This is a genomic window from Streptomyces sp. NPDC029138 (assembly GCF_055564375.1).
Genome location: NZ_JBVHWM010000066.1, coordinates 24,421 through 44,113, shown reverse-complemented (window position 1 = coordinate 44,113; position 19,693 = coordinate 24,421). Strand labels below are relative to the sequence as shown.

General features: G+C 73.2%; 23 protein-coding genes. 19 read left to right on the top strand and 4 right to left on the bottom strand.

Going from position 1 to position 19,693, the window contains the following annotated elements:
- Nucleotides 1–62 precede the first annotated feature (62 nt).
- The 5 genes from ACZ4WH_RS35370 to ACZ4WH_RS35350 all read left to right on the top strand — a co-directional run bounded on the left by ACZ4WH_RS35370 (nucleotide 63) and on the right by ACZ4WH_RS35350 (nucleotide 6,551).
- Nucleotides 63–896 (top strand): M55 family metallopeptidase, encoded by an 834-nt coding sequence (locus tag ACZ4WH_RS35370; protein ID WP_468188561.1) that lies wholly within the window; start codon nucleotides 63–65, stop codon nucleotides 894–896.
- The gene (locus ACZ4WH_RS35365) at nucleotides 889–2,205 is read left to right on the top strand and encodes a M20/M25/M40 family metallo-hydrolase (RefSeq protein ID WP_468188559.1); all 1,317 of its coding nucleotides are present in this window, start codon (nucleotides 889–891) and stop codon (nucleotides 2,203–2,205) included. The genes ACZ4WH_RS35370 and ACZ4WH_RS35365 overlap by 8 nt, the downstream gene beginning before the upstream one ends.
- Before the next feature lie 3 nt (nucleotides 2,206–2,208).
- Nucleotides 2,209–4,176, top strand: a complete 1,968-nt coding sequence (locus tag ACZ4WH_RS35360; RefSeq protein ID WP_468188557.1) for a S9 family peptidase — start codon at nucleotides 2,209–2,211, stop codon at nucleotides 4,174–4,176.
- Complete coding sequence (locus ACZ4WH_RS35355; RefSeq protein WP_468188555.1) at nucleotides 4,173–5,096, top strand: S66 peptidase family protein; 924 nt, start codon at nucleotides 4,173–4,175, stop codon at nucleotides 5,094–5,096. Before ACZ4WH_RS35360 ends, ACZ4WH_RS35355 begins: the two co-directional genes overlap by 4 nt.
- Nucleotides 5,097–6,005: 909 nt before the next feature.
- Nucleotides 6,006–6,551, top strand: coding sequence for a GNAT family N-acetyltransferase (locus ACZ4WH_RS35350; protein ID WP_468188553.1), 546 nt, complete (start codon nucleotides 6,006–6,008; stop codon nucleotides 6,549–6,551).
- Between the two features lie 6 nt (nucleotides 6,552–6,557).
- On the opposite strand, the gene ACZ4WH_RS35345 is transcribed toward ACZ4WH_RS35350, so the two are convergent.
- Nucleotides 6,558–6,905, bottom strand: coding sequence for a VOC family protein (locus tag ACZ4WH_RS35345; protein ID WP_468188551.1), 348 nt, complete (start codon nucleotides 6,903–6,905; stop codon nucleotides 6,558–6,560).
- 81 nt (nucleotides 6,906–6,986) lie between these two features.
- Between ACZ4WH_RS35345 and ACZ4WH_RS35340 the strand changes: the two genes are divergently transcribed.
- Nucleotides 6,987–7,403 carry a phage holin family protein gene (locus tag ACZ4WH_RS35340; protein ID WP_468188549.1) on the top strand — a complete coding sequence of 139 codons (417 nt, stop codon included), beginning with the start codon at nucleotides 6,987–6,989 and terminating at the stop codon, nucleotides 7,401–7,403.
- 45 nt (nucleotides 7,404–7,448) lie between these two features.
- On the opposite strand, the gene ACZ4WH_RS35335 is transcribed toward ACZ4WH_RS35340, so the two are convergent.
- Complete coding sequence (locus ACZ4WH_RS35335; protein ID WP_468188547.1) at nucleotides 7,449–8,405, bottom strand: LLM class F420-dependent oxidoreductase; 957 nt, start codon at nucleotides 8,403–8,405, stop codon at nucleotides 7,449–7,451.
- 267 nt (nucleotides 8,406–8,672) lie between these two features.
- On the opposite strand from ACZ4WH_RS35335, the gene ACZ4WH_RS35330 reads away from it, so the two are divergent.
- The 13 genes from ACZ4WH_RS35330 to ACZ4WH_RS35270 all read left to right on the top strand — a co-directional run bounded on the left by ACZ4WH_RS35330 (nucleotide 8,673) and on the right by ACZ4WH_RS35270 (nucleotide 18,610).
- A complete protein-coding gene (locus ACZ4WH_RS35330) occupies nucleotides 8,673–10,352 on the top strand; it encodes an NAD(P)/FAD-dependent oxidoreductase (RefSeq protein WP_468188545.1) in 1,680 nt (559 codons plus the stop codon).
- A 53-nt stretch (nucleotides 10,353–10,405) separates the two neighbouring features.
- Entirely contained in the window at nucleotides 10,406–12,253 is a 1,848-nt protein-coding gene (locus ACZ4WH_RS35325; protein ID WP_468188543.1) for a transketolase, read from the top strand.
- Nucleotides 12,250–13,185: a non-homologous end-joining DNA ligase gene (ligD, locus tag ACZ4WH_RS35320; RefSeq protein ID WP_468188541.1), complete on the top strand. Its 936-nt coding sequence runs from the start codon at nucleotides 12,250–12,252 to the stop codon at nucleotides 13,183–13,185. Before ACZ4WH_RS35325 ends, ligD begins: the two co-directional genes overlap by 4 nt.
- Before the next feature lie 45 nt (nucleotides 13,186–13,230).
- Nucleotides 13,231–13,608 (top strand): gas vesicle protein GvpO, encoded by a 378-nt coding sequence (locus ACZ4WH_RS35315; RefSeq protein ID WP_468188539.1) that lies wholly within the window; start codon nucleotides 13,231–13,233, stop codon nucleotides 13,606–13,608.
- A 79-nt stretch (nucleotides 13,609–13,687) separates the two neighbouring features.
- Nucleotides 13,688–14,107, top strand: coding sequence for a gas vesicle structural protein GvpA (locus ACZ4WH_RS35310; RefSeq protein WP_468188537.1), 420 nt, complete (start codon nucleotides 13,688–13,690; stop codon nucleotides 14,105–14,107).
- Nucleotides 14,104–14,874: a GvpL/GvpF family gas vesicle protein gene (locus tag ACZ4WH_RS35305; protein WP_468188535.1), complete on the top strand. Its 771-nt coding sequence runs from the start codon at nucleotides 14,104–14,106 to the stop codon at nucleotides 14,872–14,874. Before ACZ4WH_RS35310 ends, ACZ4WH_RS35305 begins: the two co-directional genes overlap by 4 nt.
- Before the next feature lie 37 nt (nucleotides 14,875–14,911).
- A complete protein-coding gene (locus ACZ4WH_RS35300; protein WP_468188533.1) occupies nucleotides 14,912–15,169 on the top strand; it encodes a gas vesicle protein GvpG in 258 nt (85 codons plus the stop codon).
- A gap of 2 nt (nucleotides 15,170–15,171) precedes the next feature.
- The gene (locus tag ACZ4WH_RS35295) at nucleotides 15,172–15,843 is read left to right on the top strand and encodes a DNA primase (RefSeq protein ID WP_468188531.1); all 672 of its coding nucleotides are present in this window, start codon (nucleotides 15,172–15,174) and stop codon (nucleotides 15,841–15,843) included.
- Entirely contained in the window at nucleotides 15,840–16,952 is a 1,113-nt protein-coding gene (locus ACZ4WH_RS35290; protein WP_468188529.1) for an SRPBCC family protein, read from the top strand. Before ACZ4WH_RS35295 ends, ACZ4WH_RS35290 begins: the two co-directional genes overlap by 4 nt.
- Nucleotides 16,949–17,284, top strand: a complete 336-nt coding sequence (locus ACZ4WH_RS35285; protein ID WP_468188527.1) for a gas vesicle protein — start codon at nucleotides 16,949–16,951, stop codon at nucleotides 17,282–17,284. The genes ACZ4WH_RS35290 and ACZ4WH_RS35285 overlap by 4 nt, the downstream gene beginning before the upstream one ends.
- Complete coding sequence (locus tag ACZ4WH_RS35280; RefSeq protein ID WP_468188525.1) at nucleotides 17,281–18,132, top strand: GvpL/GvpF family gas vesicle protein; 852 nt, start codon at nucleotides 17,281–17,283, stop codon at nucleotides 18,130–18,132. The genes ACZ4WH_RS35285 and ACZ4WH_RS35280 overlap by 4 nt, the downstream gene beginning before the upstream one ends.
- On the top strand, nucleotides 18,129–18,317 hold the full coding sequence (locus ACZ4WH_RS35275) for a gas vesicle protein (RefSeq protein WP_468188523.1): 189 nt from the start codon (nucleotides 18,129–18,131) through the stop codon (nucleotides 18,315–18,317). Before ACZ4WH_RS35280 ends, ACZ4WH_RS35275 begins: the two co-directional genes overlap by 4 nt.
- A complete protein-coding gene (locus ACZ4WH_RS35270) occupies nucleotides 18,314–18,610 on the top strand; it encodes a gas vesicle protein K (protein ID WP_365706918.1) in 297 nt (98 codons plus the stop codon). Before ACZ4WH_RS35275 ends, ACZ4WH_RS35270 begins: the two co-directional genes overlap by 4 nt.
- 13 nt (nucleotides 18,611–18,623) lie before the next feature.
- On the opposite strand, the gene ACZ4WH_RS35265 is transcribed toward ACZ4WH_RS35270, so the two are convergent.
- On the bottom strand, nucleotides 18,624–18,794 hold the full coding sequence (locus tag ACZ4WH_RS35265) for a hydrophobic protein (protein WP_468188521.1): 171 nt from the start codon (nucleotides 18,792–18,794) through the stop codon (nucleotides 18,624–18,626).
- A gap of 42 nt (nucleotides 18,795–18,836) precedes the next feature.
- A complete protein-coding gene (locus tag ACZ4WH_RS35260) occupies nucleotides 18,837–19,658 on the bottom strand; it encodes a class I SAM-dependent methyltransferase (RefSeq protein ID WP_468188519.1) in 822 nt (273 codons plus the stop codon).
- Nucleotides 19,659–19,693: the final 35 nt, after the last annotated feature.

Genomic DNA, 19,693 nt, shown 5'->3' with positions numbered 1-19,693 from the left:
GAGGCCGCTTCCTCGGGCGAGGTCGTAGCCTGTCCGCCGCTCGACGCGTAACGTGACGCAGCATGAAGATCCTCATCAGTGCCGACATGGAGGGTGCCACGGGCGTCACCTGGCCCGCCGACGTGCTGCCGGGGACGCCGCAGTGGGAGCGGTGCCGGTCGATGTTCACCTCGGACGTGAACGCCGCCGTGGAGGGCTTCTTCGACGGCGGCGCCGACCAGGTGCTCGTCAACGAGGCCCACTGGACCATGCGCAACCTCCTCCTGGAGCGGCTCGACGAGCGGGTCGAGATGCTCACCGGCCGGCACAAGGCGCTGTCCATGGTGGAGGGCGTCCAGCACGGTGACGTCGACGGCATCGCGTTCGTCGGCTACCACGCGGGCGCCGGCATGGAGGGCGTCCTCGCCCACACCTACCTGGCCAACCAGATCACCGGGGTGTGGCTGAACGACGTCCGCGCCAGCGAGGGTCTGCTCAACGCGCGCGTCGTCGCCGAGTACGGGGTACCGGTCGTCCTCGTCACCGGTGACGACGTGGCCTGCGAGGACGCCCTCGGCTACGCGCCCGAGGCACTGAAGGTCGCCGTCAAGGACCATGTGTCGCGGTACGCGGCCGTGTGCCGGACCCCGACCCGGACCGCCGCCGACATCCGCGCGGCGGCCAAGGAGGCCGCGCGGCTGGCGGTTCGTCACGCACCGGCGGAGGCCGGGCCGTTCACGGTCGCCGTCGAGTTCGACGCCGAGCATCTCGCGATGGCCGCGACCGTCGTGCCCGGCGTGGCGCGTACCGGGGAGCGGAAGGTGGCCTACACCAGCGCCACCATGTACGAGGGGATCAGGACGTTCAAGGCGGTCACCACGATCGTCTCTGCCGCCGTGGAGGAGCAGTATGGCTGACCAGCAGGCCGACGAACTGGCCCTGGCCGAGGTCGTGGAGTTCACCTCCGGCCTGATCCGCATCGACACCACCAACCGGGGCGGCGGGGACTGCCGGGAGCGGCCCGCCGCCGAGTACGCGGCCGAACGACTGGCCGGGGCGGGCCTGGACCCGCTGCTGCTGGAGCGCACCCCGGGCCGCACCAACGTGGTGGCCCGGATCGAGGGCACCGACCCGTCCGCCGACGCTCTGCTGGTGCACGGCCATCTCGACGTGGTGCCGGCCGAGGCCGCCGACTGGACCGTGCACCCGTTCTCCGGCGAGGTCCGGGACGGCGTGGTGTGGGGGCGGGGCGCCGTCGACATGAAGAACATGGACGCGATGATCCTCGCCGTGGTGCGGTCCTGGGCCCGGCAGGGCGTACGGCCCCGACGCGACCTGGTCCTCGCGTTCACCGCCGACGAGGAGGCCAGCGCGGAGGACGGCTCCGGGTTCCTCGCCGACCGGCATCCCGAACTCTTCGAGGGCTGCACCGAGGGCATCAGCGAGTCGGGCGCCTTCACCTTCCACGACGGGGCCGGGCGGGAGATCTACCCGATCGCCGCGGGGGAGCGGGGCACCGGCTGGCTGAAGCTCACCGCGCGCGGCCGGGCCGGGCACGGTTCCAAGGTGAACGACGAGAACGCGGTGACCCGGCTCGCCGCCGCCGTCACCCGCATCGGCGAGCACGAGTGGCCGCTCCGGCTCACGCCCACCGTACGGGCCGCCCTCACCGAACTCGCCGCGCTGTACGGCATCGACGCCGACTTCACCGACGTGGACCGGCTGCTGGAGAAGCTCGGCCCGGTCGCCAAGCTGGTCGAGTCGACCGTCCGCAACAGCGCCAACCCGACCATGCTGAACGCGGGTTACAAGCTCAACGTCATTCCCGGCGAGGCGGTCGCCCATGTGGACGGGCGCTATCTGGCTGGTGCCGAGGAGGAGTTCACCGCCACGCTGGACGAGCTGACGGGACCGGACGTCCAGTGGGAGTTCGCCCATCGCGAAGTGGCCCTCCAGGCACCGGTGGACGCGCCGGTGTTCGCCAGGATGCGGGCCGCCGTCGAGGAGTTCGCACCCGGCGGGCAAGTGGTGCCGTACTGCATGTCGGGCGGCACGGACGCCAAGCAGTTCTCCCGGCTCGGCATCACCGGCTACGGCTTCGCCCCGCTGAAACTGCCCGTGGACCTCGACTACCAGGCGCTGTTCCACGGCGTGGACGAGCGGGTGCCCGTGGAGGCGCTGCACTTCGGGGTCCGGGTCCTGGACCGGTTCCTGCGGACGGCCTAGAGGATGGGGGAGCGGATGCGGAGCGCGCCGTACGGATCGTGGCCCTCGCCGATCGACGCGGCCCTCGCCGCCGCGCACGACGGGCGGCCGGACTGGGTGGACTTCGTCGGGGACGAGGTCTGGTGGACCGAGCCCCGGCCGGCCGAGGGCGGCCGGCGGGCGCTGGTGCGGCGGCGCACCGACGGGGCCGAGGAGTCGGTGCTGCCCGCGCCGTGGAACGTGCGCAGCCGGGTCATCGAGTACGGCGGCCGGCCCTGGACCGGGGTCGTCCACGACGGCCGGCCGCTGATCGTCTTCGTGCACTTCGCCGACCAGCGGCTGTACCGGTACGAACCCGGCGGCGAGCCCGCCCCGCTCACCCCGGTCTCCCCGGTGGGCGGCGGACTGCGCTGGGCGGAGCCCCGGGTGGACCTCGCCCGCGGTGAGGTGTGGTGCGTGCTGGAGGAGTCCACCGGGGACGGCCCCGACGACATACGGCGGCTGTCGGCCGCCGTACCGCTGGACGGTTCGGCGGCCGACGACCGCGCCGCCGTCCGCGAGCTGATCGAGCCCCGGCACCGGTTCGTCACCGGTGCCCGGCTCTCCCCCGACGGCCGGCGGGCCGCCTGGCTGGCCTGGGACCATCCACGGATGCCGTGGGACGGGACGGAGCTGCTGGTCGCCGACGTGACGGAGGACGGCCTGCTGAAGGACGCGCGTACCGTCGCCGGCGGCCCGGACGAGGCCGTCGCCCAGGTCGAGTGGTCGGCGGACGGCGGCCTGCTGTACGCGAGCGACCGCAGCGGCTGGTGGAACCTCTACCGCGACGGCACTCCCGTGTGCCCGCGCGAGGAGGAGTTCGGCGGGCCGCTGTGGCAGCTCGGGCTGCGCTGGTTCGCGCCGCTGGACAACGGTCTCCTGGCGGTCCTCCACGGACGCGGGCCGACCGCGCTCGGGATACTGGACCCGGAGTCCGGGGAGATCGTGGACGCCGTCGGACCGTGGACGGAGTGCGCCGCCACCCTCGCCACCCATGGCGCACGCGTCGTCACGGTCGCCGCCGGCCCGCGCAGCGCCTACGAAGTGGTCGAGCTGGACACCGCCACCGGCCGCGCCCGCGTGATCGGCTCCCGGCACCAGGACCCCGTCGACCCGGCCTACTACCCGGAGCCGCACATCCGCACCTTCCCCGGCCCCGACGGCCGCGAGGTGCACGCCCACGTCCACCCGCCGCACCACCCCGCCCGCACCGCGCCCGACGGCGAGCTGCCGCCGTACGTCATCTGGGCGCACGGCGGCCCCACCAGCCGGGTGCCGCTCGTCCTGGACCTGGCGATCGCCTACTTCACCTCGCGGGGCATCGGGGTCGCCGAGGTGAACTACGGCGGCTCCACCGGATACGGCCGGGCCTACCGGGAGCGGCTGCGCGAGCAGTGGGGCGTGGTCGACGTCGAGGACTGCGCGGCCGTCGCCCGCGCCCTCGCCGACGAGGGCACCGCCGACCCCGCCCGGCTGGCTATCCGGGGCGGCAGCGCGGGCGGCTGGACCACCGCCGCGTCCCTGACCACGACCGACGTCTACGCCTGCGGCACCATCATCTACCCCGTGCTCGACCTCGCCACCTGGGGCCCCGGCGAGACCCACGACTTCGAGTCCCGCTACCTGGAGTCGCTGATCGGCCCGCTCGCCGAGGTGCCCGACCGGTACGCCGAACGCTCCCCGACCGCGCACGCCGACCGGCTCACCGTGCCCTTCCTGCTGCTCCAGGGCCTGGACGACGTCATCTGCCCGCCCGCCCAGTGCGAACGCTTCCTCACCCGGATCACGGGCCGGAACGTGCCGCACGCCTACCTCACCTTCGCGGACGAGGGGCACGGGTTCCGGCGGGCCGACACCATGGTCCGCGCCCTGGAGGCCGAACTGTCCCTGTACGCCCAGGTGTTCGGGTTCGACCCGACCCCGCCGGTGCCGAAGGTGGAGCTGACCCCGTGAAGGAACTTCTGCGGCCGCGCCGGCTGGCCCCGGGCGCGCGGGTAGCCGTCGTCGCCACCAGCGGGCCGGTGCCCGAGGAACGGCTCCAGGCGGGCCTCGACGTGCTGCGCGGCTGGGACCTCGACCCGGTCGTCGGGCCCCATGTCCTGGACCGGCACCCCGAGTTCGGCTACCTGGCCGGCACGGACGCCGACCGCGCCGCCGACCTCCAGAACGCCTGGTGCGACCCCTCCGTGGACGCCGTGCTGTGCGCCCGCGGCGGCTACGGCGCGCAGCGCGTGATCGACCTGCTCGACTGGGACGCGCTGCGGGCGGCCGGGCCCAAGGTCTTCGTCGGTTTCAGCGACCTCACCGTCCTGCACGAGGCCTTCGCGACCCGCCTGGGCCTCGCCACGCTGTACGGGCCGATGGCGGCCGGCGTCGACTTCATCAAGAACGCGCGGGCCCAGGAGCATCTGCGGGCCACGCTGTTCGCCCCCGAGACGGTCCGCACCATCGCCTCCGGCGGTACGGCCCTCGTCCCCGGCCGGGCCCGGGGCGTCACCCTCGGCGGCTGCCTCTGCCTGCTCGCCGCCGAACTCGGCACCCCGCACGCCCGGCCCTCCGCGCACGGCGGGCTGCTCTGCCTGGAGGACGTGGGCGAGGAGACGTACCGGCTGGACCGGTACCTCACCCAGCTGCTGCGCTCCGGCTGGCTGGAGGGGGTGCGCGGGGTGCTGCTCGGCTCCTGGGAGGGCTGCGCGGACTACGCCGAGCTGCGGCTCCTGCTGGCCGACCGACTCGGCGGGCTCGGGGTCCCGGTCGCGGAGAACGTCGGATTCGGCCACGGCGAAGGGGCGTTGACGATCCCGCTCGGAGTCAAGGCCACGCTGGACACGGAGACGGCCACACTGACGCTGGACGAGCCGGCGCTGCGCTGACGCGGGGGCCGGCCGGGTGGGCCGGTGTCGGGCTGTCGCGGGGGCCGGCCGGGTGGGCCGGTGTCGGGCTGTCGCGGGGACCGGCTGGGTGGGCCGGCGCTGCGCTGACGCGGGGACCGGCCGGGTGGGCCGGTGTTGCGCGGTCGCGGAGGCCGGCCGGGTGGGCCGGTGTTGCGCGGTCGCGGGGACCGGCTGGGTGGGCCGGTGTTGCGCTGTCGCGGAGGCCGGCCGGGTGGGCCGGTGTCGGGCTGACGCGGAGGCCGGCCGGGTGGGCCGGTGTTGCGCGGTCGCGGGGACCGGCTGGGTGGGCCGGCGCTGCGCTGACGCGGGGACCGGCTGGATGGGCCGGTGTCGCGCTGTCGCGGAGGCCGGCCGGGTGGGCCGGTGTCGGGCTGACGCGGGGACCGGTCGGACGTGCCTGCGCTGCGCTGACGCAGGGACCGCGGCCGGATGGGCCGGTGTCGCGGGGACCGCTGGACGGGCCGGTGTCGCGCTGTCGCGGAGGCCGGCCGGGTGGGCCGGTGTCGCGCTGTCGCGGGGACCGGCCGGACGAGCCTGCGCTGCGCTGACGCAGGGACCGCGGCCGGATGGGCCAGTGTCGCGGGGACCGGCTGGATGGGCCGGTGTCGCGGGGACCGCTGGACGGACCGATGCCCCGCTGACGCGGAGGCCGGCCGGATGGGCCGGTGTCGCGCTGTCGCGGAGGCCAGCCGGGTGGGCCGGTGTCGCGGGGACCGCTGGACGGACCGGTGTCGCGCTGTCGCGGAGGCCGGCCGGGTGGGCCGGTGTTGCGCTGTCGCGGGGACCGGCCGGGTGGGCCGGTGTCGCGGGGAACGCTGGACGGGCCGGTGTCGCGCTGTCGCGGAGGCCGGGCGGGCCGGCGCTGTGCTGACGCCGTAGGCTGGCGGGATGCCGCACCCGCCGTCCCGCCCCCTCGCCGAGGGCCCGCGTGTCGCCGTCCGCCCCTTCACCCTCGCCGACGGCCCCGAGTTCACCGCACGGGCCCGGGAGAGCAAGGACCTGCACCGGCCCTGGCTGTTCCCGCCGGACACCGACGAGGCGTACGCCGACTACGCCGGCCGGCTCATCGAGGACCCGGCCCGGGCCGGCTTCCTGGTGTGCGAGAAGGACAGCGGGGCCATCGCCGGCTTCATCAACATCAACAACATCGCGCGGGGCGGCTTCCAGTGCGGCGCCCTCGGCTACGGCGCCTTCGCGCACGCGGCCGGGCGGGGCCTGATGCGCGAAGGGCTGGAGCTGGTGATCGGGTACGCGTTCGGGCCGCTCGGCCTGCACCGGCTGGAGATCAACGTCCAGCCGGGCAACGCGGCCTCCATCGCCCTCGCCCGGGGCGCCGGGTTCCGCCTGGAGGGCTTCTCGCCGAACATGATCTACGTCGACGGAGCCTGGCGCGATCACGAACGCTGGGCCCTCACCACCGAGATGCGCGGCTGAGCGGGTTCAGCCCCGCTGGTCCACGTACTCGAAGACCGACCCGTCCGGGTGCACCGCCAGCAGGTTCCGGCCCGCCGGCGTCGGCACCGGCCCCGCGACGATCCTGGCGCCCAGCTCGGTCAGCAGCCGGTGGGCCTCGTCCACGTCCTTCACGGCGATCGTCGCCGTCACCTTGCGCAGGATCTCCAGCTCCGACTCGGGGCCGCTCATCAGCAGGAACGAACCGACCGCGGCGACCTCGACGCCGCCGCGCCGGAAGCGCAGGGCCGTGCCGCCCGCCAGGCGCTCGTAGAAGGGGATCGCGGCTTCGAGGTCGTCGACGCAGATGCGCAGCGAGGCGCCCAGAATCTCCATGCGTCCGAGCCTAGTTGGGGCCACCGGGCGCGCGCAGGCCCCCTGGCGTTACCCGCTGTGCCCGGCGGGTACCCGCAGGGTATGGACCGTTTGGATCACCTGGAACATCTGGACAAGCACCTCGTCGAGGAGCTGGCACAGGTGGCACGCGAGACGGTACGCGAGGAACTGCGCGAGCAGTCCCGCAAGCAACGCCGCACCGCCCTGCTGTACGCCGCGTCGGGTGCCGCCGCTCTGTACGCGGGCGGCGCGGTGGCCCTCGCCGTGGGCCTGGCCCTGGCGATCGGCCTGCCCGGCTGGGCCGCGGCGCTGATCACCGCGGCGCTCCTGGGAGCGGTGGCCTACTGCCTGCGCGGCGCCGCCCACTCCGGGCACGGACCCCACGCCCCGCACCGCGTGGTCGGCGGCACCCCGCCGGCCGCCCCGCCGAGCGGCCTGGGCATGCCGTACCCCCCGATGCCGGAGACACCCCCGGACACACCCCATCACAGGGCCTGACCAGAAGGGGTCACAAGGGGTGGGGCCGCCGGTCCCACCCCGGCCTCACCCGGCGAGCTGCGGCAGCACCTTCGTCCGGTAGAAGTCGAAGAAGCCTCGCTGATCCGGCCCGATCTGGTTCACGTACACCCGGTCGAACCCGGCGTCGGCGAACGCCTTCAACGCCGAGACATGCTCGTCCACGTCGTCCCCGCACACCGACTTCTCCCGCACCATGTCCTCGGTGACCAACTCGTGCAGCTGCTCGAAGTGCCGGGGCGAGGGCAGTACCTGCCCCATCTCGCCGGGCAGCAGCTCGTTGTACCAGAGCCGGTGGACCGTACGGACGCACTCGTCGCGGTCGGGGCCGTAACAGACCTTCGTGCCGCCGCTGACCAGCTTGGCCCCGCCGCCGCCCTTGCGGAACTGGGTGACCATCTCCTCCTCCGGCATCATCGTGATGTAGCCGTCGCCCACGCGGGCGGCCAGCGAGGTCGCCTTCGGGCCGAAGCCGGAGATGTCGATCGGGACGGGCTCCTCGGGGACGGTGTAGAGGCGGGCGTTCTCCACGGTGTAGTGCGTGCCGTGGTGGTTGACCTCCTCGCCGGTGAACAGCCGGCGCATCACCTGGATCGCCTCCTCCAGCATCTCCAGGCGCACGTGCAGCGGCGGCCAGGGGTCGCCGAGGATGTGTTCGTTCAGCGCCTCGCCGGTGCCGAGGCCGAGCCGGAAGCGGCCGTCCGTCATCACCGAGCTGGTCGCCGCGGCCTGCGCCACGACGGCCGGGTGCATCCGCACGGTCGGGCAGGTCACCGCGGTCTCGATGGGCATCGACACCGCCTCCGACAGCGCGCCGATCACCGACCACACGAACGCGCTCTGTCCCTGCGCGTCGTTCCACGGGTGGTAGTGGTCGGAGATCCACAGCGCCTGGAAACCGGCCTGCTCGGCCATCCGGGCCTGTTCGACGAGGGCTGCGGGGTCGTGTTCCTCGCTCGCCAGGAAATAGCCGTACTCGGGCATGGGGGGAACCTCCGCGCGGGCGAAGCTGGTGGGTGATCCGGACCCGGCCCGGGTAACCGGGGCCGACAGCGCGAAACGCCGGTACGGCGGGGTGCGGTGGAGTGTCGGCGGGGTACGGCGGTGTGCGGCGCGGTGGCGTGTCGGCGTGTGCGGCGCGGTGGCGTTCGGGTGCTCCGACCGGCGTCCGGGTGACCCGCCCGGCGTTTGGGTGCCCCGGCCCCGGTTACGCGGAAGACCTCGGACGAGCCACACCGCCGGAGGCGCACCGTGAGCCGACCTCGCGTCGTGATCGTCGGCGCCGGTTTCGCCGGGTACCGGGCCGCGCGCACCCTGGCCCGGCTGACCCGGAACCGGGCCGACATCACTTTGCTGAACCCGACCGACTACTTCCTGTACCTGCCGCTGCTGCCGCAGGTCGCCGCCGGGGTCCTGGAGGCCCGTCGGGTCACCGTCTCGCTGCCCGGCACGCTGCGCGGGGTGCGCCTGGTGCTCGGCGAGGCGGACGGCGTCGACCTCGACGCGCGTACCGTGCACTACTCCGACCCCGAGGGCGGCGCGGGCACCCTCGGCTACGAACGGCTGGTGCTGGCCGTCGGCAGCGTCAACAAGCTGCTGCCGATCCCCGGTGTCGCCGAGCACGCGCACGGTTTCCGCGGGCTGCCCGAGGCGCTGTACCTGCGCGACCACGTGACCCGGCAGGTGGAACTCGCGGCCGCCGAGGAGGACCGGAAGAGCTGCGCCGCCAGGTGCACCTTCGTGGTGGTCGGCGCCGGCTACACCGGCACCGAGGTGGCCGCCCATCTCCAGATGCTCACCGACCGCCTGGTCCGCCGGCACCCGCTGCCCGGCGGGCTGCGTCCCCGCTGGCTCCTGCTGGACGTGGCGCCGCGCGTGCTGCCGGAGATGGACGAGCGGCTGTCCCGTACGGCCGACCGGGTGCTGCGGGCGCGGGGCGTCGACGTGCGGATGGGCACGTCGGTGAAGGAGGCCACCCGGGACGGGGTGGTGCTCACCGACGGGGAGTTCGTCGCGTCCCGGACCCTGGTGTGGTGCGTGGGCGTACGGCCGGATCCGCTGGTGGAGGCCGTCCGGCAGCCGATGGAGCGCGGCCGGCTGATCGTGGACCCGTATCTGCGAGTGCCGGGCCGGAGCGACGTGTTCGCCTGCGGGGACGCGGCCGCCGTGCCCGACCTGGAGCGTCCCGGGCAGTTCACGCCCATGACCGCCCAGCACGCCTGGCGGCAGGGCCGGGTGGCCGGGGAGAACGTGGCCGGCTCGCTCGGCCTCGGCCGGCGGCGGCGCCCGTACCGCCACCGGGACCTGGGCTTCGCCGTCGACCTCGGCGGGGTCCGGGCCGCCGCCAACCCGTTCGGCGTCCCGCTGTCCGGTCCCGTGGCCGGCGCCGTCACCCGCGGCTATCACCTGGCCGCGCTGCCCGGCAACCGCGTCCGGGTCGCCGCCGACTGGCTGCTGGACGCGGTACTCCCGCGCCAGGGCGTCCAGTTGGGGCTGGTACGGGCCTGGTCGGTCCCGCTGGACACGGCGTCACCGGAACTGGCGCGGGTGCCGGGCGGCCCGGAGCGGCCCGCCGCACAGGCAGGAGACGAGCTCATGACGCACAAGCCGATGCCCGAGGAACCGTCGAGGCGAGATCCGGGCGGCGAGCCCGCCAGGAACCAGCCGGGTGGCGAACCCGCGAAGAACCAGCCCGGCGGCGAGTCCGCGAAGAACCAGCCGGGCGGCGAGCCCGCCAGGAACCAGCCCGGCGGCGAGCCCGCGAAGAACCAGCCCGGCGGCGAGCCCGCGAGGCAGCGGCCCGGTGGTGAACCCGCCGAGAACAGGCCCGGCGGCGAGTCCGCCGACGCCGGTCCGGAGCATCCGGCGCCCGGCCCCGTCAAGCGCACGGACCCCGCCGATCCCGCGGACCGCCCGAACGCACCCGACTGACCGCGACGGCGCGCCACCGAGCGCGACCGAGCGCAAGGAGACCGAGGAGACTCATGAACACCGACGAACTCGCCGAACTGGGCCAGCAGTTGCGCGTGGACAGCGTGCGGGCGTCCGCCGCCGCGGGATCCGGGCACCCCACGTCCTCGATGTCCGCCGCCGATCTGCTGGCCGTCCTGCTCGCGAACCACATGCGCTACGACTTCGAGCGCCCCGAGCACCCCGCGAACGACCGCTTCGTGCTGTCCAAGGGGCACGCCTCGCCGCTGCTGTACGCCGCGTACAAGGCGGTCGGCGCGATCGAGGACGGCGAGCTGGTCACCTTCCGCAAGCTCGGCAGCCGGCTGGAGGGCCATCCGACGCCCCGGCGGCTGCCGTGGGTGGAGACGGCCACGGGCTCGCTCGGCCAGGGCCTGCCGGTCGGGGTCGGCATCGCGCTCGCCGGGAAACGGCTGGACCGTACCGGCTACCGCGTGTGGGTGCTGTGCGGTGACAGCGAGCTGGCGGAGGGCTCGGTGTGGGAGGCCGCCGAACACGCCGGCTACGAGAACCTGGACAACCTCGTCGCCGTCGTGGACGTCAACCGGCTCGGCCAGCGCGGCCCCACCCGGCACGGCCATGACCTGCACGCCTACGCCCGCCGCTTCCAGGCCTTCGACTGGCACACCATCGAGATCGACGGCCATGACGTCGACGCGATCGACCGGGCCTACGGGGAGGCGCTGTCCACCACCGGGCAGCCCACCGTGATCCTCGCCCGCACCCTGAAGGGCAAGGGCGTGGCCGCCGTCGAGGACCGTGAGGGCCTGCACGGCAAGCCGCTGCCCGAGGCCGAGGAGTCCATCGCCGAACTCGGCGGGCCGCGCTCGCTGCACGTCCGCGTGTCCGAGCCGCAGGCCGCCGCCGCGCTGCGGTCGCTCACCACCGAGGTGCTCCAGCTGCCGCGTTACGAGCAGGGTGACGAGGCCGCGACGAGGGACGCCTTCGGCAAGGCCCTCGCCGCGCTCGGCACCGCCCGCGGCGACGTCGTCGCCCTGGACGGCGAGGTCGGCGACTCCACCCGCACCGAGGAGTTCGGCAAGGCGCACCCCGACCGGTTCTTCGAGTGCTACATCGCCGAGCAGCAGCTCGTCGCCACGGCCGTCGGCATGGCCACGCGCGGCTGGGTGCCGTACGCGTCCACGTTCGCCGCGTTCCTCACCCGCGCCCACGACTTCGTGCGCATGGCCTCCATCAGCGGCTCCGGGATCAACCTGGTCGGCTCGCACGCGGGGGTCGCGATCGGGCAGGACGGGCCCTCCCAGATGGGCCTGGAGGACCTGGCGACGTTCCGGTCCGTGTACGGCTCGACGGTGCTGTACCCGTGCGACGCCAACCAGACCGCCCGGCTGGTCGCGACCATGGCCGGCCTGGACGGCATCCGCTATCTGCGCACCTCCCGCGGCAAGACGCCGGTGATCTACGGCCCCGAAGAGGAGTTCCCGGTGGGCGGCAGCAAGACGCTGCGCGCCGACGAGGAGGACCGGCTGACCGTCGTGGCCGCCGGGGTGACCGTGCCCGAGGCGCTGGCCGCCGCCGACCGGCTCGCCGCGGAAGGCATCCGGGTCCGCGTGATCGACCTGTACTCGGTCAAGCCCGTCGACGCCGAGACCCTGCACCGGGCCGCCGAGGAGACCGGCTGCCTGCTCACGGTGGAGGACCACCACCCGGAGGGCGGCCTCGGCGACGCCGTCGCGGAGGCGTTCGGCGACGGCCGTCCGGTGCCCCGCCTGGTCCGGCTCGCGGTGCGCACCATGCCGGGCTCGGCCGCGCCCGACGAGCAGATGCACGCGGCCGGCATCGACGCCCTGGGCATCGCGGCGGCGGCCAGGCTGCTGGTCGAGGAGGCGGTCGTGCGATGAGCCGCGACGACGCGCGCACCCTGCGCGCGGGCCGTCGCACGGTTCAGATCAAGCGGCCGGGGAAGGCGCTCTTCCCCGGCGGCGGGGGCGCGAAGGAGTACACCAAGGGCGACCTCGCCGACTACTACCGGTCCGTCGCGCCGTACCTGCTGCCGCACCTGCGGGGCCGTCCGTTGATGCTGGAACGGTATCCGGACGGCCTCGACGGCCAGCGGTTCATGCAGAAGAACACCCCGGAGCACTATCCGGAGTGGATCACCCGGGCCGAGGTCGCCAAGGAGGGCGGCACGGTCACGCACGTGGTCTGCGACGACACCGCGACCCTCCTCTACCTCGCCGACCAGGCCTGCGTCACCTTGCACCGCTGGCTCTCGCGCACCGACCGGGCCGCCGGCCTCGACCACCCCGACCGGCTGGTCTTCGACCTCGATCCCCCCGGGGACGACTTCGGCGCCGTCCGCGCGGCCGCCGCCTGGCTGCGCGAGCTGCTCGACGAACTCGGCCTGCCCGCCGCCCCGATGACCACGGGCTCGCGCGGACTGCACCTCGTCGTCCCGCTCGACGGCCGCCAGGACTTCGACGCCGTACGCGAGTTCGCCCACGACGTCGCCGAATTCGCCGCGGCACAGCACCCGGACCGGCTCACCACCGCCGCCCGCAAACAGGACCGCGGCGACCGCCTCTACCTCGACGTGCAGCGCAACGCCTACGCCCAGACCGCCGTCGCGCCCTTCTCGGTCCGCGCCCGCCCCGGCGCCCCGGTGGCCGTGCCCCTCACCTGGGAGCAGCTGGACGATCCCGGGCTCGACGCCCGCCGCTGGACCCTCGCCGACGCCGTCGACCAGGCCCGCACCGACCCGTGGGCCGGTCTGCCGGCCCGCGGGCGCTCCCTTGGCCCGGCCCGGCGCCGCCTCGCGGACATGCGCTCCTGAAGGTTTGGCCAAGGAAGGAAGGGCCACCCGCAGGAAGAGGTGGCCATGTCGAACACACACAGCACATCCCAGTCACAGAGTTCACAGAAATCCCAGAACTCGCACAATGCCGAGCAGGCGCACGACACCGAACAGAACGAGACGGAAGACCGGCGACCGACCCCCATGGAGGTGCTGCGCCAGGCGCGCGGCCAGCTCGCCGAACTGACAGGACTCGTCCCGGAGGCCGTGTCCTCCTTCGAGCAGACCGAGGACGGCTGGTCGCTGGAGGTCGAGGTGATGGAACTCGCCCGGGTCCCGGACACCATGAGCCTGATGGCGAGCTACCAGGTCGACCTGGACTCCGAGGGACAGCTCACCGGCTACCGGCGCGTTCGCCGATACGAGCGCGGGCGGGCCGACACACGTCGCCCCGGCGGCTAGACCGCCCGCCCGCGTTCCGCGGCCACGCACCCCGCGTGGCCCCGACCACCCACCATTCTCACGAGGAGGAGCGGCCGGCATGACCGTTGTCCCGGCACAGCAGTCCGGCGGCGGAGGCGGCACCAGCGGCCTCTACGACGTCCTGGAGCTGGTTCTCGACCGGGGACTCGTCATCGACGCGTTCGTACGGGTCTCCCTGGTCGGCATCGAAATCCTGAAGATCGACGTCCGGGTCGTCGTGGCCAGCGTCGACACCTATCTTCGCTTCGCCGAGGCGTGCAACCGCCTCGACCTGGAGGCAGGGCCCCACAAGGCGCCCGGGCTGCCCGATCTCGTCGGCGAGATCACCGAGAGCGGAGCCCGCGGCAAGTCCAAGGGCGCGCTGTCCGGTGCCGCGCAGACCATATCCGACGCGTTCAAGCAGGCCCGGGAGGAAGGCGAGGCCGAGCCCCAGCGTCCCCGTAAGACCGCGGCCCGCCGGAAGGAGGAACAGGAGTGAGCACGTACGTCTACGGCATCACCGCGCGCTCGCACCCGGCACTCCCCGAGGGGATGACCGGCGTCGGCGAACCGCCCCGGCCCGTCCGGATCCTCACGGCGGGAGAACTCGCCGCCGTCGTCAGCGACGCCCCTGAGGGCCTGCGGCCCAAGCGCCGCGACCTGCTCGCGCACCAGAACGTGCTCGCCGAGGCGGGCGCGGGCGGCTGTGTGCTGCCCATGCGCTTCGGCAGCGTCTCCCCCGACGACGACACCGTCACGTCGGTGCTGACCGAGCGGGCGGAGCACTATCTGGAGCGGCTGCGCGAGCTGGAGGGCAAGGTCGAGTACAACGTCAAGGCCACCCACATCGAGGAGGCCGTCCTGCACCGCGTGATGGCCGAGAACGCGGAGATCCGCGCCCTCGCCGAGGCCAACCGGCGGGCGGGCGGCGGCGGCTACGACGACCGGATCCGCCTCGGCGAGATGGTCGCCGGTGCCGTCAAGGCCAAGGAGGCCGAGGACGCCGCCGAGGTGCAGCGCCTGCTCCAGCCGTGCGCCGCAGCGGTCAGCGTGGGCCCGGAGTCCACCGGCTGGCTGCTCAACGTCTCGTTCCTGGTGTCCCGGGAGGCGGCCGAGGACTTCCTGGCCGCGGCCGACCGGGTGCGCGGGAGCCACGCCCATCTCGAACTGCGGGTCAACGGCCCGCTGCCGCCGTACAGCTTCGTCGAACCCGGCCCGGCCGCGCCCGCGGGCGCCACGGCCGACGCCGGCGCCGGAGCGTCGTAGCGGCCGCGGCCGCGGCCCGGACGGAAGGAGGAGATCCGTGGGACTGATCTCGGAGGTGCTGCTGCTGCCCTTCGCACCGGTGCGCGGCAGCGCGTGGGCGATTCGGCAGGTGGTCCGGGAGGCGGAGCGGATCTACTACGACCCGGCCACCGTCCGGGCCGAGCTGGCCCGCCTCGAAGAGCAATTGCAGGGTGGCGAGATCACCGAGGAGGAGTTCGACCGGCGCGAGGACGAACTGCTCGACCGGCTGGAGATCGCCCTGCATCACGGCGACACGACAGGCAATGGGACGTGACCATGAATCGAACGGCACTGGGCCTCGCCGTAGGGGCCGGATACCTGCTCGGACGGACGAAGAAGCTGAAGATGGCACTCGCGGTCGGGTCCTTGGCCGCCGGGAAGAAGATGAACCTCAGCCCGCGCGCGCTCGCGGACCAGCTGAACCGGCAGCTGCTGGACAACCCGCAGTTCAAGGAGATCGGCGACCAGCTCCGCCAGGACCTGCGGGGGGTCGGCAAGGCCGCCACCGGCGCGATGGTCGAGCGGCAGATGAACTCGCTCGCCGACCGGCTGCACGGCCGTACGACGCAGGTGCGCGACGAGCTGTCCGGAGTCCTGCCGACCGGCTCCGACGAGAAGCGGGACGAGGACGAGGGCGAGGACGAGGAGCAGGAGGAGAAGGGCGAGAAGCGGGACGAGAGGAGGGGCGGGCGAAAACGGCCCGGGGGGGAGGCCCGGGGTGACGCGGACGAGGCGCCCCGGAAGAAGACGGCGGGCAAGAAGGCGGGGCAGAAGGCCCCGGCGAACAAGGCTTCCGGCGGGACGGCAGCCGACAGGGCCCCGGCCAAGAAGGCGGCGGCCAAGAAGACGAGCGCGGCCCGCGACACGGCCGCGAGGAGGACCGCCGCGGTCGGCGGCGCCGCTCGGAGCGCCGTCTCCCGGCAGTCGAAGGGCGGCGATGACCGATGACCGACACCCTCGGAAGAGTGACCTCGAAGGCCGGCAAGGCCACGGGCGCGGCGGCCCCGCTGGCCGGCCTCGCGCACAGCGAGGCAGCCGACCGGCTGAAGGAAGAGGCCCAGGAGTACCTGAACGCGCAGGCCCGGCGGATGCTGGTCGGGCTCGGCCGCAAGCTCGGCCAGACCACCGGCAAGCTGAACGACATCGCCGAGGGCAGGAGCCCGGGCTTCGCCAAACTGGCGCTGGAGGGCGGGCGCAAGCTCGCCGAGGGCAAGGGACCGGTGCGCTCCGCGCTGGAACTGGGCGCCTCCCGCGCCAAGGACAAGGTGCTGGACACCGTGCGCAGCCTCGGCGGCAGCAAGGGCAAGAAGGGCGGCGCGGGCAAGAAGCCCACCGTCATCATGGAGTCCGTAGACGTCGGCGTACCGCTGCGCACCGCCTACGACCAGTGGACCCAGTACCAGTCCTTCTCCACCTTCGCCAAGGGCGTCAAGAGCGCGAACCGCGCCGACGACACCCAGTCCGACTGGACGGCGAAGGTCTTCTGGTCCACCCGCAGCTGGAAGGCGAAGACGACCGAGCAGATACCCGACTACCGCATCCAGTGGACGTCGGAGGGCGCCAAGGGCACCACCAAGGGCGTGGTCTCCTTCCACCGCCTTGAGGAGAACCTCACCCGGGTCCTGCTGGTCATGGAGTACTACCCGACCGGCCTCTTCGAGAAGACCGGCAACATCTGGCGCGCCCAGGGCCGCCGGGCCAGGCTGGACCTGAAGAACTTCGCCCGCTTCATCACCCTCAAGGGAGAGGCGGAGGACAGCTGGCGCGGCGAGATCCGCGACGGCGAGGTGGTCCGCAGCCACGAGGACGCCGTCGAGGAGGAGGAGAAGCCCCGGGCAGAGGAAGAGGAAGAAGAGCAGGGAGAGGAAGAAGAAGAGCAGGGAGAGGAACAGGAGCCCTACGAGGACGAGTACGAGGACGAGGAAGGCGCCGAGGAACAGGAAGGCGAGGCCGAGGAGCCCGAAGAGGAGGAGGAAGGCGAGGGCGAGGAAGGCGAGTACGAGGGCGAGTACGAGGAAGAAGAGCCTGAGCACGCCGAGCGTGGGAGCCGTCGATGACGACACCCGGCCGCTTTCCCGAGCCCTATGGCCAGGGCTCGGGGGCGAACCTCGCCGACATCCTGGAGCGCGTACTCGACAAGGGTGTCGTCATCGCGGGGGACATCAGGATCAACCTGCTCGACATCGAACTGCTCACCGTCAAGCTGCGCCTCATCGTCGCCTCCGTCGACAAGGCCAAGGAAATGGGCATCGACTGGTGGGAGAGCGACCCGGCCCTCTCCTCCCGGGCCCGCCGGGACGAGCTGACCCGGGAGAACGCCGAGCTGCGAGAACGGCTCGCCCGGCTGGAGGAACTGGAGCCGGGCCGCGCCCCGAGGGAGGCGCCATGACGACCGGACTGCGGTACGTGTACGCCGTCTGCCGCCCCTTCGGTACGCCCCTCCAGGCCGAGCTGAGGGGCGTCGGCGGCGCTCCGCCGGCGCTGCTGCACCACCATGGGCTGGTCGTGGTGGTCAGTACGGTCCCGGAGGCCGACTTCTGCGAGGAAGCGCTGAAGGCGCACCTGGAGGACCTGGACTGGCTGTCCGCGACCGCCCGCGCCCACCAGGGCGTGGTCGACGCGCTCACCACGGTCACCACCCCGCTGCCGCTCCGGCTCGCGACCGTCTTCCGCGACGACAGCGCCGTCCGCATGATGATCGAGGCCCGCGAGGAGGACTTCCGGCGCCTGCTCGACCGGCTGCACGGCCGGGTGGAGTGGGGCGTGAAGGTGTATCTGGAGCCCGAGCCCGCCGAAGCCGAACCCGAGCCCGCCGCCGCGGCGCGGCCGGCCAGCGGGCGGGACTATCTGCGCCGCCGGCGCGAGCACAGCCACGCGCAGGAGCAGAAGTGGCAGCGGGCCGAGCGGTTCGCCCGCTCCCTGCACGAGCGCCTCGCCGAGCGCGCCGAGGATTTCCGGATGCATCCCCCGCAGAATTCCGCGCTCTCCGGCACACCGGGACGGAATGTACTCAATGCGGCCTATCTGGTGCCCCGGGCGCATTCCGAGGAATTCGTGGAACTGGTCGACCGGACCAAGGACGAGGCGTCCGGAATCCGGGTGGAACTCACCGGCCCATGGGCCGCTTACTCCTTTTCCGGACAGGAATCGGGGACGGCATCGGAAACGCAATCGGGTGCGGAATCGGGTCGGGGACCGGGTGAGGAATCGCGAGCGGAATCGGGGGAGGGGCGGTGACCGTAGTCGAACGCCGCGAGATCGCGCTGGTCGACCTCCTGGACCGGCTGCTGGCCGGCGGAGTCGTCATCACCGGCGACATCACCTTGCGCATCGCGGACGTCGATCTCGTCCGCATCGACCTGAACGCGCTGATCAGTTCCGTGAACCAGCAGGTCCCGTCGCCCTTCGAGGAGCTCCGATGACCGCGCGGCAGCGCCGCAACCGGCTCGACCTGGAACCCGACACCGTCGAACGCGACTTGGTGAAGCTCGTGCTGACGGTGGTGGAGCTGCTGCGCCAGCTCATGGAGCGGCAGGCCGTGCGCCGCTTCGACACCGGTGAGCTGACCGAGGAGCAGGAGGAGCGGATCGGGCTCACCCTGATGCTCCTGGAGGAGCGGATGGCCGAGCTGCGGGACCGGTACGGACTGCGGCCCGAGGACCTCAATCTGGACCTCGGGCCGCTCGGACCGCTGCTTCCGCGCGATGGGAACTAGCGCGGCGGATTGCTCACCACCTGTACCAGCGGCCCCTGCCGCCGGCCGTGGTCGTGCCGCGCACGAGGAATCCCAGCAGCCAGACGACGAGCACTGCCAGGGCAATCCACCACAGTACCTTCAACGCGAATCCGGCACCGAACAGAATCAGTGCCAGAAGCAGGACCAGCAGGATGGGAACCATAATGTGAACCTCCTGCGGTCCATGTTTCCTGAAATTCGCGAATCAGGCTTCTTTCCGGCACAGAACTTCCCCGTGCAGAACCGCGAACCAGCCGTCCTCCCGCCGGCCCCAGTCCCGCCAGGCCTCCGACACCGCCCGCAGCCGCTCCGCCGTCGCGTGACCGCCCCGGGTGGCCCGGTCGGCATAGTCGGAGGCGAGGGTGCGGTCCGCCCACAGGCCGCTCCACCAGGCCCGCTCCTCGGGCGTGGCGAACGTCCAGGTGCTGGAGCCGGCGGTGACGTCCCGCAGGCCCGCGGCCCGCGCCCACGCCGTCAGCCGGCGTCCGGCGTCGGGTTCACCGCCGTTGGCCCGGGCGACCCGCTCGTACAGGTCCAGCCAGTCGTCCAGGCCGGGCACCGCCGGATACCAGGTCATCGCCGCGTAGTCCGCGTCCCGTACGGCGATGAACCCGCCCGGCTTCGTCACCCGGCGCATCTCGCGCAGCGCCCGCACGGGGTCGCCGACGTGCTGGAGCACCTGGTGGGCGTGGACCACGCAGAAGGTGTCGTCCGGGTAGTCCAGGGCGTGGACGTCGGCCACCGCGAAGTCGACGTTCGTCAGACCGCGGCCCGCGGCGGTGGCGCGGGCCTGTTCCAGGACGCCGGGTGCCCGGTCGACGCCGGTGACCCGGCCGTCGGGGACCAGTTCCGCCAGGTCGGCGGTGATGGTCCCGGGCCCGCAGCCGATGTCCAGGATCTTCATGTGGGGCTTCAGCACGCCGAGCAGATAGGCCGCGGAGTTGGCGGCGGTCCGCCAGGTGTGCGAACGCAGCACCGACTCGTGGTGCCCGTGCGTGTAGACGGCGGTCTCCTGCGCCTTCGGCATGGCGGAACCCCTTCACCCCTCGGAGACGGACCGGC

Coding starts and splice junctions, on each gene's coding strand:
- ACZ4WH_RS35370 (WP_468188561.1), top strand. CDS start 63: ATGAAGATCCTCATCAGTGCCGACATGGAGGGTGCCACGGGCGTCACC.
- ACZ4WH_RS35350 (WP_468188553.1), top strand. CDS start 6,006: ATGCCGCACCCGCCGTCCCGCCCCCTCGCCGAGGGCCCGCGTGTCGCC.
- ACZ4WH_RS35295 (WP_468188531.1), top strand. CDS start 15,172: ATGAATCGAACGGCACTGGGCCTCGCCGTAGGGGCCGGATACCTGCTC.
- ACZ4WH_RS35360 (WP_468188557.1), top strand. CDS start 2,209: ATGGGGGAGCGGATGCGGAGCGCGCCGTACGGATCGTGGCCCTCGCCG.
- ACZ4WH_RS35280 (WP_468188525.1), top strand. CDS start 17,281: ATGACGACCGGACTGCGGTACGTGTACGCCGTCTGCCGCCCCTTCGGT.
- ligD (WP_468188541.1), top strand. CDS start 12,250: ATGAGCCGCGACGACGCGCGCACCCTGCGCGCGGGCCGTCGCACGGTT.
- ACZ4WH_RS35285 (WP_468188527.1), top strand. CDS start 16,949: ATGACGACACCCGGCCGCTTTCCCGAGCCCTATGGCCAGGGCTCGGGG.
- ACZ4WH_RS35290 (WP_468188529.1), top strand. CDS start 15,840: ATGACCGACACCCTCGGAAGAGTGACCTCGAAGGCCGGCAAGGCCACG.
- ACZ4WH_RS35365 (WP_468188559.1), top strand. CDS start 889: ATGGCTGACCAGCAGGCCGACGAACTGGCCCTGGCCGAGGTCGTGGAG.
- ACZ4WH_RS35325 (WP_468188543.1), top strand. CDS start 10,406: ATGAACACCGACGAACTCGCCGAACTGGGCCAGCAGTTGCGCGTGGAC.
- ACZ4WH_RS35315 (WP_468188539.1), top strand. CDS start 13,231: ATGTCGAACACACACAGCACATCCCAGTCACAGAGTTCACAGAAATCC.
- ACZ4WH_RS35345 (WP_468188551.1), bottom strand. CDS start 6,905: ATGGAGATTCTGGGCGCCTCGCTGCGCATCTGCGTCGACGACCTCGAA.
- ACZ4WH_RS35340 (WP_468188549.1), top strand. CDS start 6,987: ATGGACCGTTTGGATCACCTGGAACATCTGGACAAGCACCTCGTCGAG.
- ACZ4WH_RS35335 (WP_468188547.1), bottom strand. CDS start 8,405: ATGCCCGAGTACGGCTATTTCCTGGCGAGCGAGGAACACGACCCCGCA.
- ACZ4WH_RS35270 (WP_365706918.1), top strand. CDS start 18,314: ATGACCGCGCGGCAGCGCCGCAACCGGCTCGACCTGGAACCCGACACC.
- ACZ4WH_RS35260 (WP_468188519.1), bottom strand. CDS start 19,658: ATGCCGAAGGCGCAGGAGACCGCCGTCTACACGCACGGGCACCACGAG.
- ACZ4WH_RS35265 (WP_468188521.1), bottom strand. CDS start 18,794: ATGGTTCCCATCCTGCTGGTCCTGCTTCTGGCACTGATTCTGTTCGGT.
- ACZ4WH_RS35310 (WP_468188537.1), top strand. CDS start 13,688: ATGACCGTTGTCCCGGCACAGCAGTCCGGCGGCGGAGGCGGCACCAGC.